This window comes from Microbacterium sp. ISL-59, from assembly GCF_018613945.1.
GTDB lineage: Bacteria > Actinomycetota > Actinomycetes > Actinomycetales > Microbacteriaceae > Microbacterium > Microbacterium oxydans_B.
On record NZ_JAGGPG010000001.1, the window covers coordinates 134054 to 155205 of the forward strand.

At 67.6% G+C, this 21152-nt stretch carries 20 protein-coding genes and 1 tRNA gene; 18 read left to right on the forward strand and 3 right to left on the reverse strand.

The window, feature by feature from the left end:
* Positions 1–2: 2 nt before the first annotated feature.
* The 15 genes from rpe to J7E45_RS00705 all read left to right on the forward strand — a co-directional run bounded on the left by rpe (position 3) and on the right by J7E45_RS00705 (position 16081).
* Positions 3–683 (forward strand): ribulose-phosphate 3-epimerase, encoded by a 681-nt coding sequence (gene rpe / locus J7E45_RS00635; protein ID WP_167633526.1) that lies wholly within the window; start codon positions 3–5, stop codon positions 681–683.
* Positions 680–943 (forward strand): phosphoribosyl-ATP diphosphatase, encoded by a 264-nt coding sequence (locus tag J7E45_RS00640; protein WP_017202142.1) that lies wholly within the window; start codon positions 680–682, stop codon positions 941–943. Before rpe ends, J7E45_RS00640 begins: the two co-directional genes overlap by 4 nt.
* Positions 944–981: 38 nt before the next feature.
* Positions 982–1824 (forward strand): ATP phosphoribosyltransferase, encoded by an 843-nt coding sequence (gene hisG / locus J7E45_RS00645; protein ID WP_215066457.1) that lies wholly within the window; start codon positions 982–984, stop codon positions 1822–1824.
* Positions 1824–2585 carry an imidazole glycerol phosphate synthase subunit HisF gene (gene hisF / locus J7E45_RS00650; RefSeq protein ID WP_091036408.1) on the forward strand — a complete coding sequence of 254 codons (762 nt, stop codon included), beginning with the start codon at positions 1824–1826 and terminating at the stop codon, positions 2583–2585. The genes hisG and hisF overlap by 1 nt, the downstream gene beginning before the upstream one ends.
* On the forward strand, positions 2582–2941 hold the full coding sequence (hisI, locus tag J7E45_RS00655; protein WP_215066459.1) for a phosphoribosyl-AMP cyclohydrolase: 360 nt from the start codon (positions 2582–2584) through the stop codon (positions 2939–2941). Before hisF ends, hisI begins: the two co-directional genes overlap by 4 nt.
* Complete coding sequence (locus tag J7E45_RS00660; RefSeq protein WP_215066461.1) at positions 2938–3525, forward strand: Trp biosynthesis-associated membrane protein; 588 nt, start codon at positions 2938–2940, stop codon at positions 3523–3525. The genes hisI and J7E45_RS00660 overlap by 4 nt, the downstream gene beginning before the upstream one ends.
* A 47-nt stretch (positions 3526–3572) precedes the next feature.
* Positions 3573–3803, forward strand: coding sequence for an HGxxPAAW family protein (locus tag J7E45_RS00665; protein WP_029263367.1), 231 nt, complete (start codon positions 3573–3575; stop codon positions 3801–3803).
* A 2-nt stretch (positions 3804–3805) separates the two neighbouring features.
* A complete protein-coding gene (gene trpC / locus J7E45_RS00670) occupies positions 3806–4576 on the forward strand; it encodes an indole-3-glycerol phosphate synthase TrpC (protein WP_029263368.1) in 771 nt (256 codons plus the stop codon).
* The gene (gene trpB / locus J7E45_RS00675; RefSeq protein ID WP_215067249.1) at positions 4576–5844 is read left to right on the forward strand and encodes a tryptophan synthase subunit beta; all 1269 of its coding nucleotides are present in this window, start codon (positions 4576–4578) and stop codon (positions 5842–5844) included. The genes trpC and trpB overlap by 1 nt, the downstream gene beginning before the upstream one ends.
* Positions 5841–6644: a tryptophan synthase subunit alpha gene (gene trpA / locus J7E45_RS00680; protein ID WP_215066463.1), complete on the forward strand. Its 804-nt coding sequence runs from the start codon at positions 5841–5843 to the stop codon at positions 6642–6644. The genes trpB and trpA overlap by 4 nt, the downstream gene beginning before the upstream one ends.
* 10 nt (positions 6645–6654) lie before the next feature.
* Positions 6655–7680, forward strand: coding sequence for a prolipoprotein diacylglyceryl transferase (gene lgt, locus J7E45_RS00685; protein ID WP_091036390.1), 1026 nt, complete (start codon positions 6655–6657; stop codon positions 7678–7680).
* Positions 7681–7825: 145 nt separating this feature from the next.
* Positions 7826–12349 (forward strand): glutamate synthase large subunit, encoded by a 4524-nt coding sequence (gene gltB, locus J7E45_RS00690; protein ID WP_091036388.1) that lies wholly within the window; start codon positions 7826–7828, stop codon positions 12347–12349.
* Complete coding sequence (locus J7E45_RS00695) at positions 12342–13808, forward strand: glutamate synthase subunit beta (RefSeq protein WP_091036385.1); 1467 nt, start codon at positions 12342–12344, stop codon at positions 13806–13808. Before gltB ends, J7E45_RS00695 begins: the two co-directional genes overlap by 8 nt.
* A gap of 58 nt (positions 13809–13866) precedes the next feature.
* Positions 13867–15315 carry a pyruvate kinase gene (gene pyk / locus J7E45_RS00700; RefSeq protein WP_215066466.1) on the forward strand — a complete coding sequence of 483 codons (1449 nt, stop codon included), beginning with the start codon at positions 13867–13869 and terminating at the stop codon, positions 15313–15315.
* Positions 15316–15424: 109 nt separating this feature from the next.
* Complete coding sequence (locus tag J7E45_RS00705) at positions 15425–16081, forward strand: alpha/beta hydrolase (RefSeq protein ID WP_308162013.1); 657 nt, start codon at positions 15425–15427, stop codon at positions 16079–16081.
* 5 nt (positions 16082–16086) lie between these two features.
* On the opposite strand, the gene J7E45_RS00710 is transcribed toward J7E45_RS00705, so the two are convergent.
* Positions 16087–16563 carry a hypothetical protein gene (locus tag J7E45_RS00710; RefSeq protein WP_215066468.1) on the reverse strand — a complete coding sequence of 159 codons (477 nt, stop codon included), beginning with the start codon at positions 16561–16563 and terminating at the stop codon, positions 16087–16089.
* Between the two features lie 94 nt (positions 16564–16657).
* Positions 16658–16740 (reverse strand) — tRNA-Leu (locus J7E45_RS00715).
* 99 nt (positions 16741–16839) lie between these two features.
* Between J7E45_RS00715 and J7E45_RS00720 the strand changes: the two genes are divergently transcribed.
* Both J7E45_RS00720 and J7E45_RS00725 read left to right on the forward strand, forming a co-directional pair.
* The gene (locus J7E45_RS00720) at positions 16840–17460 is read left to right on the forward strand and encodes an ANTAR domain-containing response regulator (protein WP_017830602.1); all 621 of its coding nucleotides are present in this window, start codon (positions 16840–16842) and stop codon (positions 17458–17460) included.
* Positions 17461–17462: 2 nt separating this feature from the next.
* Complete coding sequence (locus J7E45_RS00725; protein ID WP_215066470.1) at positions 17463–18038, forward strand: GNAT family N-acetyltransferase; 576 nt, start codon at positions 17463–17465, stop codon at positions 18036–18038.
* Here the strand turns inward: J7E45_RS00725 and J7E45_RS00730 are convergent.
* Positions 18013–18441: a hotdog fold thioesterase gene (locus tag J7E45_RS00730; protein ID WP_091036371.1), complete on the reverse strand. Its 429-nt coding sequence runs from the start codon at positions 18439–18441 to the stop codon at positions 18013–18015. The genes J7E45_RS00725 and J7E45_RS00730 overlap by 26 nt on opposite strands.
* Positions 18442–18486: 45 nt before the next feature.
* Here J7E45_RS00730 and polA point away from each other — a divergent pair, with 45 nt between their 5' ends.
* Positions 18487–21120: a DNA polymerase I gene (gene polA, locus J7E45_RS00735; RefSeq protein ID WP_215066471.1), complete on the forward strand. Its 2634-nt coding sequence runs from the start codon at positions 18487–18489 to the stop codon at positions 21118–21120.
* The last annotated feature ends 32 nt before the right edge of the window (positions 21121–21152 follow it).

Genomic DNA, 21152 nt, shown 5'->3' on the forward strand with positions numbered 1-21152 from the left:
CCGTGGACCTGCCTCGCGCACCGCGCATCAACCCCAGCATCCTCGCCGCCGACTTCGTGAACATGCAGGCGGATCTCGCCCGCATCGCGACAGCGGACTTCGCGCATGTCGACGTGATGGACAACCACTTCGTGCCCAATCTGACGTTCGGGCCGCAGATGGTCGAGCGCATCCAGGCGACCAGCCCGATCCCGCTCGACGTGCACCTGATGATCACCGACCCGGAGCGCTGGGCACCCGAATACGCCGAGATCGGCGCGGCGAGCGTCACGTTCCACCTCGAGGCCGCCGCCGATCCGGTGACTCTCGCCCGTCGGCTGCGCGACATCGGCTCCCGGGCCGGCGTCGCGGTGAAGCCGGGGACCCCGGTCGACTCGCTGTTCGACGTGCTCGACGAGTTCGATCAGATCCTCGTGATGACGGTCGAGCCCGGGTTCGGCGGACAGAGCTTCATGCCCGAGACGATGCCGAAGCTCCGATCCCTCGCCGACGAGGCGCGTCGGCGCGGCTCCTCCGTCTGGCTCCAGGTCGACGGCGGCATCTCGGATAGCACGATCGAGTACGCGGCCGCTGCCGGCGCAGACACCTTCGTGGCAGGTTCGGCCGTGTACGGCGCCGACGACGTCGAAGCGGCCGTCACCCGGCTGAGAGACCTCGCCCGAGCCGGTAGCCTGGAATCGTGAAGACTTTCGACGAGCTGTTCGCCGAGCTCAGCGTCAAGGCCGAGACCCGTCCCGAAGGATCGGGCACGGTCGCCGAGCTCGACGGCGGCGTGCACACGATCGGCAAGAAGATCGTCGAAGAGGCCGCCGAGGTGTGGATGGCGTCGGAGTACGAGTCCGATGAGGCCGCCGCCGAGGAGATCTCGCAGCTCCTTTATCACGTCCAGGTGATGATGCTCGCGAAGGGTCTCAGCCTGCAGGACGTCTACCGACATCTGTGATGCGCTCCGTTCCTCTCCTCTCGAACTGAAAGCACTCCATGCTGCGCATCGCCGTTCCCAACAAGGGCTCGCTCTCCGAGACCGCCGCCGACTTGCTCGCCGAAGCGGGTTATGCCGGTCGCCGTGACCCCAAGACCCTCCATGTCATCGACGCCGAGAACGACGTCGAGTTCTTCTTCCTCCGCCCCAAGGACATCGCGACCTACGTCGGCTCCGGCGCGATCGATGTGGGCATCACGGGCCGCGACCTGCTGCTCGACGCGCGGATGCCCGGTGCCCGCGAGATCGAGGCGCTCGGCTTCGCGGGATCCACGTTCCGCTTCGCGGCGCCCACCGGCCGCTACACCGACGTGGCCGAGCTCGACGGACTTCGCATCGCCACCTCCTACCCGGGGCTGGTCGACGCGTTCCTCGACGAGCGCGACATCGCGGTCGACCTCGTTCCGCTCGACGGAGCGGTCGAGTCGGCCGTCCGCCTCGGTGTGGCCGACGCGGTCGCCGATGTCGTCGAGACGGGGACCACACTCCGCCAGGCCGGGCTCGAGGTCTTCGGTCCGGTCATCCTGCAGTCGGAGGCCGTGCTCATCGCCGGTCCCGCCGATGCCGAGGGCGCCGAGACGCTCCTGCGCCGGCTTCGCGGCGTCATGGTCGCTCGCCGTTTCGTGATGATCGACTACGACCTGCCGGTCGCTCTCCTCGATGAGGCCGTGAAGATCGCCGGTGGCGTCGAGTCGCCGACCGTCTCACCGCTGCGCGACCCGGAATGGGTGGCCGTACGCGTCATGGTCGCGCGCACGCGGGTCAACCCGGTCATGGATGCGCTCTATGCGCTCGGCGCTCGCGCCATCCTGGTCACCGCCATCCACAACGCGAGGCTCTGATGACTCTCGCCAGCCGTGTCATCCCGTGTCTGGATGTGGCCGAAGGCCGTGTGGTCAAGGGTGTGAACTTCGAGAATCTGCGCGACATGGGCGACCCGGTCGAACTCGCCAGGCACTATGCGGCCCAGGGTGCCGACGAGATCACGTTCCTCGATGTGACCGCCACGGTCGATGCCCGAGCCACGACCTACGACGTCGTGCAGCGCACCGCCGAGCAGGTGTTCGTGCCGCTGACGGTCGGCGGGGGAGTGCGTAGCGCCGAAGACGTCGCCCGGCTGCTCTCGGTCGGCGCCGACAAGGTGGGGGTCAACTCGGCTGCCATCGCACGCCCCGAGTTGATCGGCGAGATCGCGGACCGCTTCGGCGCACAGGTGCTCGTCCTGTCGCTCGACGTGAAGCGCGCGCCGACCACGCCCTCCGGCTTCGTCGTCACGACGCACGGTGGTCGCACGCAGACCACCCTCGACGCGGTCGCCTGGGCGCGAGAGGCCGTCGAGCGGGGCGCGGGTGAACTGCTGGTCAACTCGATCGATGCCGACGGCACGCGCGACGGGTTCGACCTCGAGCTCGTACGACTCATGCGAGAAGCCGCGTCCGTGCCGGTGATCGCGTCGGGCGGCGCCGGTCAGGTGTCCGATTTCGCGCCGGCCATCAAAGCCGGAGCCGATGCCGTGCTCGCGGCGAGCGTCTTCCACACGGGTGCACTCACCGTCGGTGACGTCAAAGACGCCCTGCGCGCAGAGGGTGTGGTGGTTCGATGACCTCCGTGGAAGACCGCATCGCGCAGGTCGCCTTCAATGCAGACGGACTGGCGCCCGTGATCGTGCAGCAGTTCGACACGTATGAGGTGCTGATGCTCGCGTGGGTCGACGCCGAGGCGCTGCGGCGCACGCTGACTTCGGGGCGGGCGACCTACTGGTCCCGGTCTCGCCAGGAGTACTGGCGTAAGGGCGACACGTCGGGCCACATCCAGGTGGTGCACGAGGCGCGCCTCGACTGCGACGGCGATGCCATCCTGCTCCTGGTCGCCCAGACCGGCCCCGCCTGCCACACCGGCACGCGCACCTGTTTCGACACCACCGATCTCGAGGCCACCACGGGAACGGATCAGGCATGAGCTTCGCACAGCGCGGTCGCTCGCTCTCCGTCTCCGGCTTCCTGCTCGCCGGTGCGATCGGCATCATCTCGTCGACCCAGACGTGGTTGACGGTGGAGCGTGCGGATGCCGGCGAGGCGATCCTGGTTCCGGGAGCCTCCGCCCTGGTACTGCTCGCTCCGCTCAGCCTGGCGGTGCTCGCCCTCGGTGCGGCCCTCGCCATCTCCGGCAAGGTCGTGCGCCTCGTCTTCGGCGTGCTCGCGGCAGCGACGGCGCTGTTCCTCGGCTGGTCGACGATCCAGCTCCTGCTCACCGAGCCTTTCGACGCCGTCGCCGCGACCGTGACCGAGGTCACCGGTCTCGCCGGTGGGGGCGCGGTCCACGAGGTCGTCACGAGCATCGTGCCGTCGGCGTGGCCGTACATCGCCCTCGTCGGATGGGTGATCCTGCTCGCTGCATCGGTGGTGGTCCTCACGACCTGGCGCGGCTGGAAGGCGGGCGGCCGACGGTATCGCACCGACCACGTCGAAGCCGCGCACGACGGGCCCGTGGACGCGGTCGATTCCTGGGACGACCTGTCCCGAGGAACCGATCCGACGCGTTGACCCCGATAGACTGATTCCGAACTGCACGTCGTCCCCCGGAGGAGAACATGACCAACCCGATCGCCGATCCCGGCCACGGACACTCGCCTGCAGCCTGGACCGCCGTGGTCATCATGCTGGTCGGCGTCGCCGCCGCCACAGTCGCGTTCTGCTTCGAGCAGCCGGTGCTCGTCATGATCTCGCTGGTGCTCGTCCCGATCGGTGCGATCGCGGGTTGGGTGCTCGCCAGGGCCGGTTACGGCGTGAAGGGTCCGAAGTACGCTCCGAAGGCGCACTAATGGTGCTCGCCGACCTGACGGCCGGCGCAGTCGCAGACGCTGAGCGTCGTGCTCTGTCGCGCCCGCTGGATGCGGTCGAACGCGCGGCGCTCGCGCGCCCGGCCGCCAAGGACGCACTCTCGTTCCTCGCCCCCGCCGATCGCGTCAAGATCATCGCCGAGGTCAAGCGAGCGAGCCCGTCGCGTGGCGCACTCGCCGAGATCCCCGACCCTGCTCTGCAGGCATCTCTGTATGAGACGGGCGGAGCCTCGGCGATCAGCGTGCTCACGGAGGAGCGTCGCTTCGGCGGCAGCCTGGCCGACCTCGAGGCCGTCACGGCCCGCGTGTCGCTGCCGGTGTTGCGCAAGGACTTCATCGCCACCCGCTATCAGGTGCTCGAGGCTCGAGCCGCGGGCGCCGATCTGGTGCTGCTGATCGTCGCCGGTCTCGAACCCGATGTCCTTCGGGATCTGTTCGGCTTCATCGGCGAGCTGGGCATGACGCCTCTCGTCGAGACGCATTCGGCCGACGAGCTCGAGGCCGCGATCGACCTGGGCGCCCCGCTGATCGGTGTGAACGCACGCGATCTGAAGACCCTCGAGCTCGACCGCGACCTGTTCGGACGCCTGGTCGACCGCATCCCGACGACCGCGGTCAAGATCGCCGAATCCGCGGTGCTCACGCCCGCCGATGTGGTGCACTACCGCTCCGCCGGCGCCGACGTCGTCCTGATCGGCGAGGCGCTCGTGACCGGCGATCCCGTCGCCACCCTCAAGAGTTTCCTGGAGGCATGATGAGCCTGCGCGACCAGCACGGCCCCTTCTTCGGCGAGTTCGGCGGGCGCTTCATGCCCGAGTCGCTCATCGCCGCGATCGACGAGCTGACCGTCGCGTACGAGGAGGCGATCGTCGACCCGGCCTTCCGGGATGAGCTCGCACACCTCCTGAGCTCGTATGCGGGCCGCCCCTCGGCCATCACCGAGGTGCCGCGGTTCGCAGAGCACGCCGGGGGTGCGCGCGTCTTCCTCAAGCGTGAAGACCTGAACCACACGGGGTCGCACAAGATCAACAACGTGCTCGGCCAGGCGCTGCTCACGAAGCGCCTCGGCAAGACCCGCGTGATCGCCGAGACCGGTGCGGGACAGCACGGTGTCGCTACGGCGACCGCCGCAGCACTGTTCGGTCTGGACTGCACGATCTACATGGGCGAGGTCGACACCGAGCGTCAGGCGCTCAACGTCGCCCGTATGCGTCTTCTCGGCGCGGAGGTCATCCCGGTCACCTCGGGTTCGCGCACGCTCAAGGACGCGATCAACGACGCCTACCGCGACTGGGTGGCGTCGGTCGCGACGACCAACTACATCTTCGGCACCGCCGCCGGTCCGCACCCGTTCCCGGCGATGGTCCGCGACTTCCAGAAGATCATCGGCGAAGAGGCCCGCGCGCAACTGCTCGACGAGGTCGGTCGGCTCCCGGATGCGGTCGTCGCCTGTGTGGGTGGCGGATCCAACGCCATCGGCATGTTCGACGCGTTCCTCGACGACGAGGGCGTCAAGCTCTACGGCGTGGAGGCAGCCGGTGACGGCGTCGACACCGAGAAGCACGCGGCCTCGATCGAGCGCGGGCGCCCCGGTGTGCTGCACGGCGCCAAGACGTACGTGCTCCAGAACGAAGACGGTCAGACCATCGAGTCGCACTCCATCTCCGCCGGACTCGACTATCCGGGCGTCGGTCCGGAGCACTCGTGGCTCGCCGACATCGGGCGCGCCGAGTACATCCCGGCCACCGATGACGAGGCGATGCAGGCGCTGCGGCTGCTCAGCCGCACCGAGGGCATCATCCCGGCCATCGAGTCGGCCCATGCTCTCGCCGGCGCTCTGCGCATCGGACGCGAGCTGGGCCCGGATGGGCTCATCGCGATCTGTCTCTCCGGCCGCGGCGACAAGGACATGGACACCGCCGCACGCTACTTCGCGCTGTACGACGAAGCCGCGCTCGCGCACGACGTCGCCGAGGAGAGCGAGGCCGAAGACACGGCCTCGAAGGGGGAGCCGCAGCTATGAGTCGCGTCGAACAGGCGATCCAGCGCGCACAGGACGCCGGTCGCAGCGCCTTCGTCGGATATCTGCCGGTCGGTTTCCCCGACCTCGAGACGAGCATCCAGGCCGCCATCGCCCTGGCCGAGAACGGCGTCGACATCATCGAGCTGGGCCCGCCGTACAGCGACCCGGTGATGGACGGCGCGATCATCCAGGAGGCGACCACCACGGCTCTCGCCGCGGGGTTCCGGATGGCCGATCTGTTCACGGCGATCCGTGCGATCACCGCAGCCACCGACGTGCCCGTCCTCGTGATGACGTACTGGAACCCGGTCATGCAGTACGGCGTCGACCGCTACGCCGACGACCTGCTCGCCGCAGGCGGTGCGGGGCTCATCACCCCCGACATCACGCCCGACGCGGCAGGGGAGTGGATCGCCGCCAGTGAGCGGACCGGTCTCGATCGGGTGTTCCTCGCAGCCCCCACCTCGTCCGACGAGCGGCTCGACCTCGTGGTGAAGTCGTCCACCGGTTTCGTCTACACGGTCTCGACCATGGGCATCACGGGGGAGCGCGCCGAACTCGACCGCGCCGCCCGCACCCTGGTCGGCCGCCTCCGCGCACACGGGGCGCACCGCGCGTGCGTGGGCATCGGCATCTCCACCGCCGAACAGATCGCCGGTGTGTCGGAGTACGCCGACGGCGCCATCGTCGGGACCGCACTGGTCCGCGCTCTCCGTGACGGCGGCGTCCCCGCCCTCGGCGAGGTCACCCGAAACCTGGCAGCCGGCACCGCGTCGGCGCGCCCCGATACCGAGAACTAGAATCGCACTCATGTCACTCGCGTTCCCCAGCACCGTCACCAACGTGCTCGCCAGCATCCCGAGCCCTCCGGTGTCGTACATCGACCTCGGACCCGTACGGATCCACTTCTACGCGCTGTGCATCATCGCGGGCATCATCGCGGCGACGCTGCTGACCAACTACCGCCTGACCAAGCGCGGAGCGGAGCCGTGGGTCGTGATCGACATCTCGATCCTCGCCGTGCCGCTGGCCATCATCGGTGCCCGAATCTTCCACGTGCTCACCCACCCGAACTTCTACTTCGGCGAGGGCAGGAACACCTGGAACCCGTTCGAGCCCGGTTCGGTGTGGGCCATCTGGGAGGGCGGGATCGCGATCTTCGGCGCTCTGATTGGCGGCGCGATCGGCGCGTACCTCGGCTGCCGATGGACGGGCATCCGCTTCTGGACGTTCGCCGACGCGCTGGCGCCCGGTCTGCTGCTCGCTCAGGCCATGGGCCGCTTCGGCAACTGGTTCAACCACGAGCTCTTCGGCCTTCCCACCGACCTGCCGTGGGGGCTGGAGATCGAGTCGACGAACTCGGCATTCCCTGCCGGTCTGCCCGAGGGCACCCTGTTCCACCCGACCTTCCTCTACGAGGTGATCTGGAACGGCCTGGGCGTACTGGTGCTCCTGTGGCTCGGCCGCAAGCTGTTCTTCCAGTGGGGACGCCTGTTCGCGATCTACCTCATCTGGTACAGCGCGGGCCGCATCGTCTGGGAGTCGATCCGCATCGATCCGAGCGAGATCATCCTGGGCCTGCGCAGCAACGTCTGGGCAGCGATCATCGGCGTCGTCGTCGGGCTGGTGATCCTCGTCGTGCAGACGCGTCGTCACCCCGGTCTCGAGCCCTCGCCGTACCAGCCGGGACGCGAGAAGACCGACGCCGACGCTGATGTACAATCGCAGAACAATCCCTCTGACTTCGTGGACGTGAGCGAGCCTCCGACCGAGGAAGTCACCGCAGGAGCCACTGCCACAAGCACTGCTCCCACGAGCGAGAACGGCTCCCGATAACAACGCCACCTCGTGGCGGGAGAACCATTGCACTGAACGAGCGGGCCGACGTCGTCCCCGGGTTTCACTGAAGATCTGAGGACGGTAACTGGTGTATTTCCAGCCACCCTACGGCGCGTCCGGCGCCTACCCCCCGAAGCAGGGCATGTACAACCCGGCGTTCGAAAAAGACGCCTGCGGCCTCGCCATGGTCGCGACCCTGCGCGGCGAAGCCGGGCACGACATCATCGCGTTGGCCCTCGAGGCCCTGCGCAACCTGGAGCACCGCGGAGCCATCGGCTCCGATGCGGGCACCGGGGACGGCGCCGGCATCCTGACGCAGATGCCCGATGCATTCCTCCGCGCAGTCGTCGGCTTCGAACTGCCGCCCGTGGGGGAGTACGCCGCTGGACTGGCCTTCCTGCCTCGCGATTCGAGCGAGCGCCGCCAGCAGAAAGCCGGGATCGAGAAGATCGCCCGCTCCGAGGGACTTCGCGTCCTCGGCTGGCGCGAGGTCCCCACCGCCAACGAGAACCTCGGCAAGCTCGCCGATGAGGCGCGTCCTGCCTTCGAGCAGCTGTTCGTCAGCGCCGGCGGAGCGACCCACACCGATGCCCCTCTGACGGGCATCGCCCTCGACCGCGTCGCCTACCGGCTGCGCAAGCGCGCCGGACACGAGCTCGGCGCCTACTTCGTCTCGCTCTCGGCCCGCACCCTCGGGTACAAGGGCATGGTCACGACGCTGCAGCTCGAACCGTTCTACCCCGACTTGCAGGACGAGCGCTTCGCCTCGGAGCTGGCCGTCGTGCATTCCCGCTACTCCACGAACACCTTCCCGTCGTGGCCGCTCGCGCAGCCTCTGCGCATGCTCGCCCACAACGGCGAGATCAACACGGTCGGCGGAAACCGCAACTGGATGCGCGCCCGCCAGTCGCAGCTCGAGTCCGAGCTTCTCGGCGACATCCAGCCGCTGCTTCCGATCTGCACCGACGGCGCCAGCGACTCCGCGTCGTTCGACGAGGTGCTCGAGCTGCTGACCCTGACCGGGCGCAGTCTGCCGCACGCCATCATGATGATGGTTCCCGAGGCGTACGAGAAGCAGGCCGACATCACGCCGGAGCTGCGCTCGTTCTACGAGTACCACTCCAACCAGATGGAGCCGTGGGACGGTCCGGCCGCCCTCATCTTCACCGACGGCACGCTCGTCGGCGCCACGCTCGACCGCAACGGTCTGCGTCCCGGACGCTGGACCGAGACGACCGACGGCCTGGTCGTGATCGGTTCCGAGACCGGTGTGCTGCAGTTCGAGCCCGAGCGCATCAAGCGTCGCGGACGCCTGCAGCCGGGGAAGATGTTCCTCGTCGACACCTCGCAGCGTCGCATCGTCGAAGACAGCGAGATCAAGCACGATCTCGCCACGATGCACCCGTGGCAGGAGTGGCTGGATGCCGGCGCCGTGCGGCTCGCCGAGCTGCCCGAGCGCGAGCACATCGTGCACCCGCCCGCATCGATCACCCGTCGTCAGCGCACGTTCGGATACACCGAGGAAGAGGTCCGCATCCTCCTCACCCCGATGGGGCAGACCGGTGTCGAGCCTCTCGGCGCGATGGGCTCGGACACGCCGATCGCGGTGCTCAGCAAGCGTCCGCGCCTGCTGTTCGACTACTTCACGCAGCAGTTCGCCCAGGTCACGAACCCGCCGCTCGACTCGATTCGTGAAGAGGTCGTCACGAGCCTCAAGCTGGGCCTCGGCCCCGAGAGCAACCTGCTCTCCTGGGGTCCGGAGCACACGCGCACCGTGTCGCTCGACTTCCCGGTGATCGACAACGATGAGCTCGCGAAGATCCGCCACATCGACAAGGCCATGCCCGGTCGGTCGAGCGCGACCATTCGCGGTCTGTACCACTTCGACGCCGGCCCCCAGACGCTGCAGGACCGTCTCACGGAGATGTGCGCCGAGGTCGACGAGGCGATCGCGAACGGTGCCGAGTTCATCATCCTGTCCGACCGTGACTCGAACAAGGACCTCACTCCCATCCCGTCGCTGCTCATGGTCTCGGCGATCCACCACCACCTCATCCGGCGCGAGAACCGCATGAAGGTCGGTCTCATCGTCGAAGCCGGTGACGTTCGCGAGGTTCATCACGTCGCGACCCTGATCGGTTACGGCGCCTCCGCCGTCAACCCGTACCTCGCGATGGAGACGGTCGAGCACCTGGTGCGCACCGGCTACATCACCGGGATCTCGCCGGAGAAGGCCGTCAAGAACCTGATCTACGCGCTCGGCAAGGGCGTGCTCAAGATCATGTCGAAGATGGGCATCTCCACGGTGTCGTCGTACGCGGGCGCCCAGGTGTTCGAGGCGGTCGGACTCAGCCAGGAGTTCATCGACGCCTACTTCACGCGCACCGAGTCCAAGCTCGGCGGCATCGGCATCGAGCAGGTCTTCGCCGAGAACCAGGCGCGTCACGACTACGCCTATCCCGAGGATGCTGCTGCGCGTGCGCACGAGCGGCTTTGGACCGGCGGTGAGTACCAGTGGCGGCGTGACGGTTCCCCGCACCTGTTCAACCCGGAGACGGTGTTCAAGCTGCAGCACTCGACCCGCACCCGGCGCTACGACATCTTCCGTGAGTACACGAAGCTCGTCGACGATCAGGCGGCCGAGCTGAAGACGCTGCGCGGTCTGTTCCAGCTGCGCACCGGCACACGCAAGCCCGTCCCGCTGGACGAGGTCGAGCCGGTGTCCGCCATTGTCAAGCGCTTCTCGACGGGCGCGATGAGCTATGGCTCGATCTCCCGTGAGGCGCACGAGACGCTCGCGATCGCGATGAACAGCATCGGCGCGAAGTCGAACACGGGCGAGGGCGGCGAAGACCCCGACCGTCTCGTCGATCCCGAGCGCCGCAGCTCGATCAAGCAGGTGGCCTCCGGACGCTTCGGAGTGACCAGCCTGTACCTCACCGAGGCCGACGACATCCAGATCAAGCTCGCCCAGGGCGCCAAGCCCGGCGAGGGCGGTCAGCTGCCGCCGACCAAGGTGTACCCGTGGGTGGCGCGCACCCGTCATGCGACGGCCGGCGTCGGACTCATCTCCCCGCCGCCGCACCACGACATCTACTCGATCGAAGACCTCAAGCAGCTCATCTTCGACCTGAAGCGGGCGAACCCCGAGGCGCGCATCCACACGAAGCTCGTGAGCCAGTCGGGTATCGGCGCGGTGTCGGCCGGCGTGGCCAAGGCGCTCAGCGACGTCATCCTGGTCTCCGGCCACGACGGCGGAACGGGTGCGAGCCCCCTGAACTCGCTCAAGCACGCGGGAACGCCGTGGGAGCTCGGTCTCGCCGAGACACAGCAGACACTCATGCTCAACGGCATGCGCGACCGCGTGGTGGTGCAGGTCGACGGTCAGCTCAAGACCGGCCGTGACGTCATCATCGGCGCGCTGCTGGGTGCGGAGGAGTTCGGCTTCGCCACGGCTCCGCTCGTCGTCAGCGGCTGCATCATGATGCGCGTCTGCCACCTCGACACCTGCCCCGTGGGCGTCGCGACACAGAATCCGGTGCTGCGCGAGCGGTTCACGGGCAAGCCGGAGTTCGTCGTCAACTTCATGGAGTTCATCGCCGAAGAGGTGCGTGAACTCCTCGCGGAGCTCGGCTACCGCTCGATCGACGAGATCGTCGGCCGCGCCGACCTCATCGAGGTCAACGCCGCGGTCGAGCACTGGAAGGCCGACGGACTCGACCTCACCCCCGTTCTCGAAGGTCCAGTGTTCCCGGCGGGCGAGCCGCGTCGCAGCGGTCGCACGCAGGATCACGAGCTCGAGAAGCACTTCGACGTGCAGCTGATCGACATCGCCAAGGGCGCACTGCTCAACGGCGAACCCGTCGTGGTCGAGCTGCCGATCGCCAACACCGAGCGCGCCGTCGGCACGATGCTGGGCCATCAGGTGACTTCGCGGCACGGCGCCGCGGGTCTGCCCGAGGGCACCATCGACGTGACGCTGCACGGCACCGCAGGACAGTCGCTCGGTGCTTTCCTCCCGCCGGGGATCGTGCTGCGCCTCGAGGGCGACGCGAACGACTACGTCGGCAAGGGACTCTCGGGTGGCGACATCACCATCCGTCCGCCGCGCGGTTCTGCGATCGCTCCGCATGAGAACGTGATCGCCGGCAACGTGATCGGCTACGGCGCGACTTCGGGGACGATGTTCATCTCCGGTGTCGTGGGTGAGCGCTTCCTCGTCCGCAACTCGGGCGCGACCGCGGTCGTCGAGGGTGTGGGCGACCACGCGCTGGAGTACATGACCGGCGGGCTCGCCGTGATCCTCGGATCGACCGGACGCAACTTCGGTGCCGGCATGTCCGGGGGAGTGGCGTACGTGCACGCGCTCGACACGAGCAAAGTGAACGCCCAGTCGCTCGGCAGCGGGGAGCTTCTGCTCGAACCGCTCGACCGCGCCGACCTCGAGGTACTGCGCAGCCTGCTGGTCGCGCACGTCGAACGCACGGCCTCGCCGCGAGCGTCCGCGCTTCTCGAGAGTTTCGAGGAGACCGCTGCCGAGTTCGTGAAGGTGCTGCCTCGTGACTTCGCCGCCGTGCGGAGCATGCGCGAGGAGGCGCTGGCCGAGGGGATCGACCCCGACGGCGACATCGTGTGGAACCGCATCCTGGAGGTGACCGGTGGCTGACCCCAAAGGCTTTCTGAAGGTGACCGAGCGGGAGCTTCCCGCACGTCGTCCCGTGCCCGTGCGCATCATGGACTGGAAAGAGGTCTACGAGCCCGGCGACAAGCAGGTCCTGCGTCGTCAGGCCGGTCGCTGCATGGACTGCGGTGTGCCGTTCTGCCATCAGGGCTGCCCGCTCGGCAACCTGATCCCCGAGTGGAACGACCTGACGTGGCGTGGCGAGGGTCGCGAGGCGATCGAGCGGCTCCACGCCACGAACAACTTCCCGGAGTTCACCGGTCGTCTGTGCCCCGCACCGTGCGAGAGCTCGTGCGTGCTCGGCATCAACCAGCCCGCCGTGACCATCAAGCAGATCGAGGTCTCGATCATCGACGAGGCCTTCGCCAAGGGGTGGGTCGAGGCGGAGCCGCCGGAGCGCCTGACCGGCAAGACCGTCGCGGTCGTCGGATCGGGGCCCGCGGGTCTCGCCGCCGCCCAGCAGCTCACGCGTGCCGGCCACACCGTCGCGGTCTTCGAGCGCGACGACCGCATCGGCGGTCTGCTGCGCTACGGGATCCCGGACTTCAAGATGGAGAAGTCGCAGCTCGAGTCGCGCCTTCGCCAGATGCAGGAGGAGGGCACCCGCTTCCGCGCGGGCGTCGAGATCGGCAAGGACATCTCCTGGCCCGACCTGCGTGCGCGCTACGACGCGGTCGTCATCGCGACCGGTTCGACGGTGCCGCGTGATCTCGCCATCCCCGGACGCGACCTCGACGGGGTCCACTTCGCCATGGAGTACCTGGTCGAGTCCAACCACGTGGTCGCCGGCGACAAGGTCCCCGACCAGATCAGCGCCGAAGGCAAGCATGTCATCGTCATCGGCGGCGGCGACACCGGCGCAGACTGCATCGGCACCGCACACCGTCAGGGCGCGCTGAGCGTCACCAACCTCGCGATCGGCAAGCAGCCGGGCGACGCGCGTCCCGACCACCAGCCGTGGCCGATGATGCCGACCCTGTTCGAGGTCTCCTCTGCGCACGAAGAGGGCGGCGAGCGGGTGTTCCTCGCGTCGACCGTCGAGTTCCTCGGCAACGAGGTCGGCGAGGTCCGTGCGCTGCGGGTGGCCGAGACCGAGTACATCGACGGTCGTCGCGTGCCCAAGAGCGGCACCGAGCGCGAGATCCCGGCCGACCTGATCCTCATCGCCATGGGGTTCACCGGCCCTGAGCAGGACGGCTACACCGAGGAGACGCTCCCGCAGGTCACCGACCGTGGCGCCTTCCGTCGCGACAACGGCTACGAGTCGACGGTTCCCGGCGTGTTCGTCGCCGGCGACGCCGGCCGTGGACAGTCGCTCATCGTCTGGGCCATCGCCGAGGGCCGCGCGGCCGCCGCGAACGTCGATCGGTTCCTGATGGGCACCACGGTTCTTCCCGAGCCGGTGCGCCCGAGCGATGTCGCGATCGGTCTCCAGCCCGCGTAGGCTGAGGCCGGCACCGTCGCCTGATTTACCTTCCCCCACTTCTACCCTGGAGAAATCTTTGAGACGCGCGAAAATCGTCGCCACCCTGGGCCCCGCCACCTCCACCTATGAGACGGTGCGTGCACTGATCGATGCGGGGGTGGACGTCGCTCGACTGAACCTCAGCCACGGTGACTACTCCGTGCACGAGAACAACTACGCCAACGTGCGTCGTGCCGCAGAGGACGCCGGTCGCCCGGTCGCCATCCTCGTCGATCTGCAGGGACCGAAGATCCGTCTCGGCAAATTCGAGAACGGCCCGTACGAGCTCGCCAAGGGCGACATCTTCAAGATCACCACCGAAGACATCATCGGCAACAAGGACATCTGCGGAACGACCTTCAAGGGCCTCCCGCAGGACGTCAAGCCCGGTGACTTCCTCCTCATCGACGACGGCAAGGTCCGTGTCGAGGTCGTCGAGACCGACGGTGTGACCGTCACCACGAAGGTCATCGTCGCGGGCGCCGTATCCAACAACAAGGGCATCAACCTGCCCGGTGTCGCCGTGAACGTCCCCGCATTGAGCGAGAAGGACGAGGACGACCTGCGTTGGGGTCTGCGCATCGGCGCCGATCTGATCGCCCTGTCGTTCGTGCGCAACGCCTCCGATGTCACTCGCGTGCACGAGATCATGGCGGAAGAGGGCGTTCGCGTCCCCGTCATCGCCAAGGTCGAGAAGCCGCAGGCCGTCGACGCACTCGAAGAGATCGTCGACGCATTCGATTCGATCATGGTCGCCCGAGGCGACCTGGGTGTCGAGCTTCCGCTCGAGGCCGTGCCGATCGTGCAGAAGCGCGCCGTCGAGATCGCCCGCCGTATGGCGAAGCCCGTCATCGTCGCGACGCAGATGCTCGAGTCGATGATCAACAGCCCCGTGCCGACGCGCGCCGAGACCTCAGACGTCGCGAACGCCGTGCTCGACGGTGCAGACGCGGTCATGCTCTCCGGTGAGACCAGCGTCGGCGACTACCCGGTCGTCGTGGTCGAGACCATGGCTCGCATCATCGAGTCGACCGAGGAGCACGGCCTGGAGCGCATCGCGCCGCTCACGGCCAAGCCCCGCACCCAGGGTGGTGCGATCACTCTGGCCGCCCTCGAGGTCGCCGAGTTCGTCGACGCGAAGTTCCTCTGCGTGTTCACGCAGTCGGGTGACTCCGCTCGTCGCCTCTCGCGCCTGCGCTCGCGCATCCCGATGATCGCGTTCACGCCCGAGCCCGACATCCGCCGTCGTATGGCGCTCACGTGGGGCATCCGCTCGACTCTGGTCGACATGGTGCAGCACACCGACCTGATGTATCACCAGGTCGACGAGTATCTGCTCGGCAACGGACTCGCTGAGGAAGGGGACAAGGTCGTCGTGATCTCCGGTTCCCCTCCCGGAATCATCGGATCGACGAACGACCTTCGCGTGCACAAGGTCGGCGATGCGATCCGCGGTGCAGCCCCGATCTACAAGGCCGGCGTCTGACACTCAGCATCCAGAGGGGGCGAGACTTCGGTCTCGCCCCCTCTGTCGTGCGGTCGGGTAGTTTTTCCCTCATGAGTCGAAGCCGTCTGCCGAGGAGCATGTCATCGGCGTGCTGAGGAACGCGGGCTGGTGGCTGGCCGACTACGCGTACGCGGGCTACTGGCAGCTGCGCGCGACGTTCGACCGCACCGACGCCGCGACCTTCGCCTCAGGGAGCGCTGTGCACATCGTCGTGCTTCCGGGTGTGTACGAGACCTGGAAGTTCATGCAGCCCCTCGTGGAGCAGATGCACGCGCGCGGCCACGCCATCCACATCGTCGACACGCTTCGTCGGAACGAGCGTCCGGTGGCCGACATCGCGGCGGCTGTCGCGGAGTTCCTGGAGCGCCAAGGGCTCACCGACGTGATCCTGGTCGCACACAGCAAGGGAGGGCTCGCCGGCAAGCTCGTCATGACCGGCCCGGCGGGGGAGCGGGTGCGCTCGATGCTGGCGATCGCGACACCGTTCGGCGGCTCGCGCTACGCCCGTCTGATGCTGTCGCGCACCCTGCGCGCCTTCTCGCCCGACGACCCATCGATCGTGGACATCGCCCGGCAGCTCACGGTCAATGAACGGATCGTGTCGATCTATGCGGCGTTCGATCCCCACATCCCGGAGGGGAGCGAGCTGGCCGGGGCCAAGAACGTACGACTCGAGACCGGCGGGCACTTTCGGATCCTCGCGCATCCTCGGGTCCTGGCCGAACTGGCCGTGCTGGCTGAGTAGCCGCCTCAGCGTGAGGTGAAAGACAGGAACGCGGCGATCAGCCCCGCGAAAACGAGGATCCCGATCGCGACACCGTGGACGACCCGACCGGCGACGAGCATCGGTAGGTCGCGTCCGTCATAGGACGCGGGATTGAACATCAAGCGCCGTGCACCGTGACTCCAGCGGATGTGGAAGCCGATGCCCCGGAGGGCCCGCGACGGTGCGGCGAAGGTCTGTCCCCGCGCTTCGCGCGATGCCTTCCACGTCGCCTGCACCGCATACCAGGCGATGACGAAGAACGGCATCACCAAGGATGCTGCCCAGGCGATGAGCGCGATTCCGATCAGGAGTCCCGCCCCCGAACCCAGCGAGCGGTACAGGAACACGCCGAGAGCGGCGAGTCCCACGGCCGCGGGAACGAGCAGCAGACCCCAGCCCCAGCCGGGATGGAGTTCGACCGGCTGAGGGCGAGTGACCACTTCGTCATCGGGCCAGTTCATCGCAGTCCCCTCCGGTCATCGCGTCCGCAGGCCCGGGACACGAGGTCGATCTGAGGCTGTGCGAGTGATTCAGCGGTCTCGACCGCGATTCGTGTGCCGGCGGTGGGACTCGAACCCACACGCCCTTTCGGACAAAGCATTTTGAGTGCTCCGCGTCTGCCATTCCGCCACGCCGGCTCGTGTGTCGCGTCTACGACTTTAGCGCAGGGGAGAGGCGCGATCCTCCGCGCCGAGCACCTACAGCCCGCTCACCGACCACTCCACTAGAATGGTTCTGTGACAGAGCAAGAAGAGCAGGCCGAGCAGCCCACGTCATCCGCCCCGCGACGCGTCGTCGTCGCCGAGGATGAGTCGCTGATCCGCCTCGACATCGTCGAGATCCTCCGCGACAACGGCTTCGATGTCGTCGGTGAGGCCGGTGACGGCGAGACCGCGGTCGCGCTCGCGACCGAGCTGCGCCCCGACCTGGTCATCATGGACGTGAAGATGCCTCAGCTCGACGGCATCAGCGCCGCCGAGAAGCTGCACAAGGGCAACATCGCGCCGGTGGTCCTCCTCACGGCGTTCAGTCAGAAGGAGCTCGTCGAGCGGGCGAGCGAAGCAGGCGCACTCGCCTACGTCGTGAAGCCGTTCACGCCGAACGACCTCCTTCCCGCGATCGAGATCGCCCTCGCCCGCCACGAGCAGATCATCACGCTCGAGGCCGAGGTCGCCGACATGGTCGAGCGCTTCGAGACCCGCAAGCTCGTCGACCGGGCCAAGGGCCTGCTCAACGAGAAGATGGGTCTGAGCGAGCCTGAGGCGTTCCGCTGGATCCAGAAGGCGTCCATGGACCGTCGTCTGACCATGCAGGACGTCGCCAAGGCGATCATCGAGCAGCTCGCCCCCAAGAAGTAGCGGTGAGCGCCGGAGTCATCCGGCTCGATGGCGAGCACATCCTGCGGCCCGTCCGTATCGGTGACGGTGCAGCGCTCTCGAGGGCGTACCTGTCGAACCGGGAGCACCTCGCTCCGTGGGAGCCGACTCGTGACGAGTCCTTCTTCACGATCGACTCCCAGGAGCGTCACGCTCAGGAGTGCGTTACCGACGCCGCGTCCGGCCGCAGCATCCGTTTCGTGATCGAGTCCGAAGACGGTGAGATCCGTGGACGGATGAACATCAACAACATCGTCCGTGGTGCGTTTTGGAGTGCCGACCTCGGCTATTGGGTCGACGTCGCGAGGCAGCACCGCGGACTCGCGACCCGCGCGGTGTCACAGATCCTGGAGTACTCGCGCACGGAGTTGCGTCTCCACCGGATGCAGGCCGCGACACTGCTGCACAACACCGGATCCCAGCGTGTTCTCCTCGGAAACGGCTTCGCGCGCATCGGACTGGCTCCGAAGTATCTCCGCATCGCGGGGGAGTGGCAGGATCACGTGCTGTTCCAGCGACTGCTGGAGGAGCCGCTCAGCGCTCTGCGGGAACGTCCTTGATCATGTTGGTGATGCGGATCGTCGAGCAGCGCCGACCCTGATCATCGGTCACGACGATCTCGTGGACGGTGATGCTTCGCCCCAGATGAACGGGCGTGCACACCCCGGTCACGACCCCGGAGGTCGCCGAGCGCGTGTGAGTGGCGTTGATGTCGACGCCGACCGCCAGCCGACCGGCGCCGGCGTGGAGGTTCGCGGCCATCGAGCCGAGCGATTCTCCGAGCACCACGTACGCGCCGCCGTGCATGAGCCCGACGGGCTGCGTGTTGCCCTCGACGGGCATCGTCGCGACGCAGCGTTCGACGCTGAACTCGACGAACTCCATGCCCATCTTCTCGGCCAGAGCACCCATCCCGCGGGCCGTGGCCCAGTCGAGTCCTTCGCTCGTTGCGACGTCGCTCATGCATCCTCCTCAGCGGGTGTCTGTCGTCCTCGTTAGGCTGACAGGGTGACGGACTCCGCAAAGCCTACCCTCATGGTCGTCGACGGCCATTCGCTCGCCTATCGTGCCTTCTTCGCCCTTCCGGTCGAGAACTTCACGACCAAGGACAACCAGCACACGAACGGTATCTACGGGTTCCTGTCGATGCTGGTGAACCTCATCAAAGCCGAGCAGCCGACGCACCTGGCCATCGCCTTCGACACCTCGCGTCACTCGTTCCGCACCGATGAGTATCCGGAATACAAGGCCACGCGCTCCGAGTCGCCGCAGGAGTTCAAGGGACAGATCCCGCTGCTGCAGGACTGCCTCGCCGCCATGTCGATCCCGGTCCTCACGAAAGAGGGGATCGAGGCCGACGACATCCTCGCGACGCTCGCGTCCCAGGGCGCGGAACAGGGCTTCGATGTCCTCGTCGTCTCGGGCGACCGCGACACCATCCAGCTCGTCAACGACGATGTCACGCTGCTCTACCCGTCGGTGCAGGGCGTCTCCCAACTCAAGCGCTACGACCCGACGACCGTCCAGGAGCGTTACGGGGTCCGGCCCGAGCAGTACCCCGACATCGCGGCACTCGTCGGCGAGACCAGCGACAACCTGCCCGGCGTGCCGAAGGTCGGCGAGAAGACCGCGGTCAAGTGGCTCACGCAGTTCGGGTCACTCGACGAGCTGATCGCGCGAGCCGATGAGATCAAGGGCGTGGTCGGCGGAAATCTCCGCGATCACATCGAAGACGTGCGCCGCAACCGCAAGCTCAACCGTCTGCTTACCGATGTCGAGCTTCCGGTCGGACCGGCTGACCTCGAGGTCGCACCGATCGACGCGCAGGCCGTGCGCGACATCTTCGCCCGTCTGGAGTTCCGCACGCTCCTGCCTCGGGTGTTCGAGGCCGTCGGAGCGGGCGAAGTCGCCGACGATCCAGCCTCCGTCGTCGTCCTTCCCGTCCCGTCCGAGGTCGCGCCCGCCGATCTCGCTGCCTGGGCCGCAGCGCAGGACGGCGATGTCTCCCTCCGCGTCGCCACCCAGGGCGGCGTCCCGGTGCGCATCGGCGCGGCCACGCTGACCGAGCTGCGCGAGGCCGACTGGACGGACACCGCCGCCGAAGCCCTGCGCGAATGGATCGAATCCGACGCGCCGAAGATGCTCCACGACGCGAAGCCGCAGGTCAAGGCGCTGATCCGTCAGGACATCCGTCTCCGCGGCCTGTCGTACGACACGAGTCTCGCCGGCTGGCTGCTGCGCCCCAGCTTCCCTGACAAGACGCTCGCCGACTTGGTCGAGCGCTACCTGGGCGAGAAGCTGCCCGAAGCCGACCCGTCCCAGCTCGTGCCCGAGACCGAGGGGGCGACGCCGTCGCAGGAGGCCTGGTTCGCCCTTCGCGTCGCCGATGCGCTGCGGGAAGACATCCCGGAGTCGGTGGGCACGGTCCTGGTCGACATCGAGCTGCCGACTCTCCTCACCCTGGCCGATATGGAGGTCGCCGGCGTGGCGGTCTCCCACGAGGTGCTCTCGACCTTCTCCGGCGAGCTCGCCACGCGCGCCGAGGGGCTCGCCCAAGAGGCGTTCTCCGTGGTCGGACGTGAGTTCAACCTCGGCTCGCCCAAACAGCTGCAGGAGGTCCTGTTCGAAGACCTCCAGCTCCCGAAGACGCGCAAGACGAAGACGGGGTACTCGACGGATGCCGCGGTCCTCGCCGACCTGCAGGAAAGCCACCCGCATCCCTTCCTGAGCCTGCTGCTGCAGCACCGCGAAGCCACAAAGCTCCGTCAGATCATCGAATCGCTCGACACGGCGATCGGCGACGACCACCGCGTCCACACGACGTATGTGCAGACCGGAAGTCAGACCGGACGGCTCTCCAGTACCGACCCCAACCTGCAGAACATCCCGGTGCGCACCGAGGAATCCCGCCGCATCCGCAGTGCGTTCGAGGTCGGCGAGGGTTACGAAGCTCTCCTCACCGCCGACTACTCGCAGATCGAGATGCGCATCATGGCGCACCTGTCAGGCGACGAAGGGCTGATCGAGGCGTTCAACAGCGGTGAAGACCTGCACCGTTTCGTGGGTGCACGGGTCTTCGGCGTCGACCCGAGCGATGTGACGCCGGCCATGCGCACGAAGGTCAAGGCGATGTCGTACGGCCTGGTCTACGGCCTCTCGGCGTTCGGGCTCTCCAAGCAGCTGCGCATCGAGCAGTCCGAGGCCAAGCAGCTCATGGTCGAGTACTTCGCCCGTTTCGGCGCGGTGCGCGACTACCTGCGCGCCTCGGTGATGAAGGCCAAGGAGGTCGGCTACACCGAGACGATCTTCGGCCGCCGCCGTCCGTTCCCCGACCTCGCGAGCCCGAACAGGGTGCTGCGAGAGAACGCCGAGCGTGCAGCTCTCAACGCGCCGATCCAGGGCAGTGCGGCCGACATCATGAAGATCGCGCTGCTGCACATCCACGACGATCTGCGGTCCGAACAGCTCTCCTCGCGGGTGCTGCTGCAGATCCACGATGAGCTCGTGGTCGAAGTCGCTCCGGGGGAGTGGGATGCTACCGAGCGCATCGTCCGCTCGCGCATGGGAGACGCAGCCGAGCTGACCGTGCCGCTCGACGTGCAGGTCGGCCGTGGTCGCGACTGGAACGAAGCCGCGCACTGACCTCCGGCGGTGGGAGGGGGTCGGGGATTAGG

Coding starts and splice junctions, on each gene's coding strand:
- gltB (WP_091036388.1), top strand. CDS start 7,826: ATGTACAACCCGGCGTTCGAAAAAGACGCCTGCGGCCTCGCCATGGTC.
- hisI (WP_215066459.1), top strand. CDS start 2,582: ATGACCTCCGTGGAAGACCGCATCGCGCAGGTCGCCTTCAATGCAGAC.
- hisG (WP_215066457.1), top strand. CDS start 982: ATGCTGCGCATCGCCGTTCCCAACAAGGGCTCGCTCTCCGAGACCGCC.
- J7E45_RS00730 (WP_091036371.1), bottom strand. CDS start 18,441: ATGAGCGACGTCGCAACGAGCGAAGGACTCGACTGGGCCACGGCCCGC.
- trpB (WP_215067249.1), top strand. CDS start 4,576: ATGAGCCTGCGCGACCAGCACGGCCCCTTCTTCGGCGAGTTCGGCGGG.
- J7E45_RS00710 (WP_215066468.1), bottom strand. CDS start 16,563: ATGAACTGGCCCGATGACGAAGTGGTCACTCGCCCTCAGCCGGTCGAA.
- hisF (WP_091036408.1), top strand. CDS start 1,824: ATGACTCTCGCCAGCCGTGTCATCCCGTGTCTGGATGTGGCCGAAGGC.
- trpA (WP_215066463.1), top strand. CDS start 5,841: ATGAGTCGCGTCGAACAGGCGATCCAGCGCGCACAGGACGCCGGTCGC.
- J7E45_RS00660 (WP_215066461.1), top strand. CDS start 2,938: ATGAGCTTCGCACAGCGCGGTCGCTCGCTCTCCGTCTCCGGCTTCCTG.
- lgt (WP_091036390.1), top strand. CDS start 6,655: ATGTCACTCGCGTTCCCCAGCACCGTCACCAACGTGCTCGCCAGCATC.
- J7E45_RS00665 (WP_029263367.1), top strand. CDS start 3,573: ATGACCAACCCGATCGCCGATCCCGGCCACGGACACTCGCCTGCAGCC.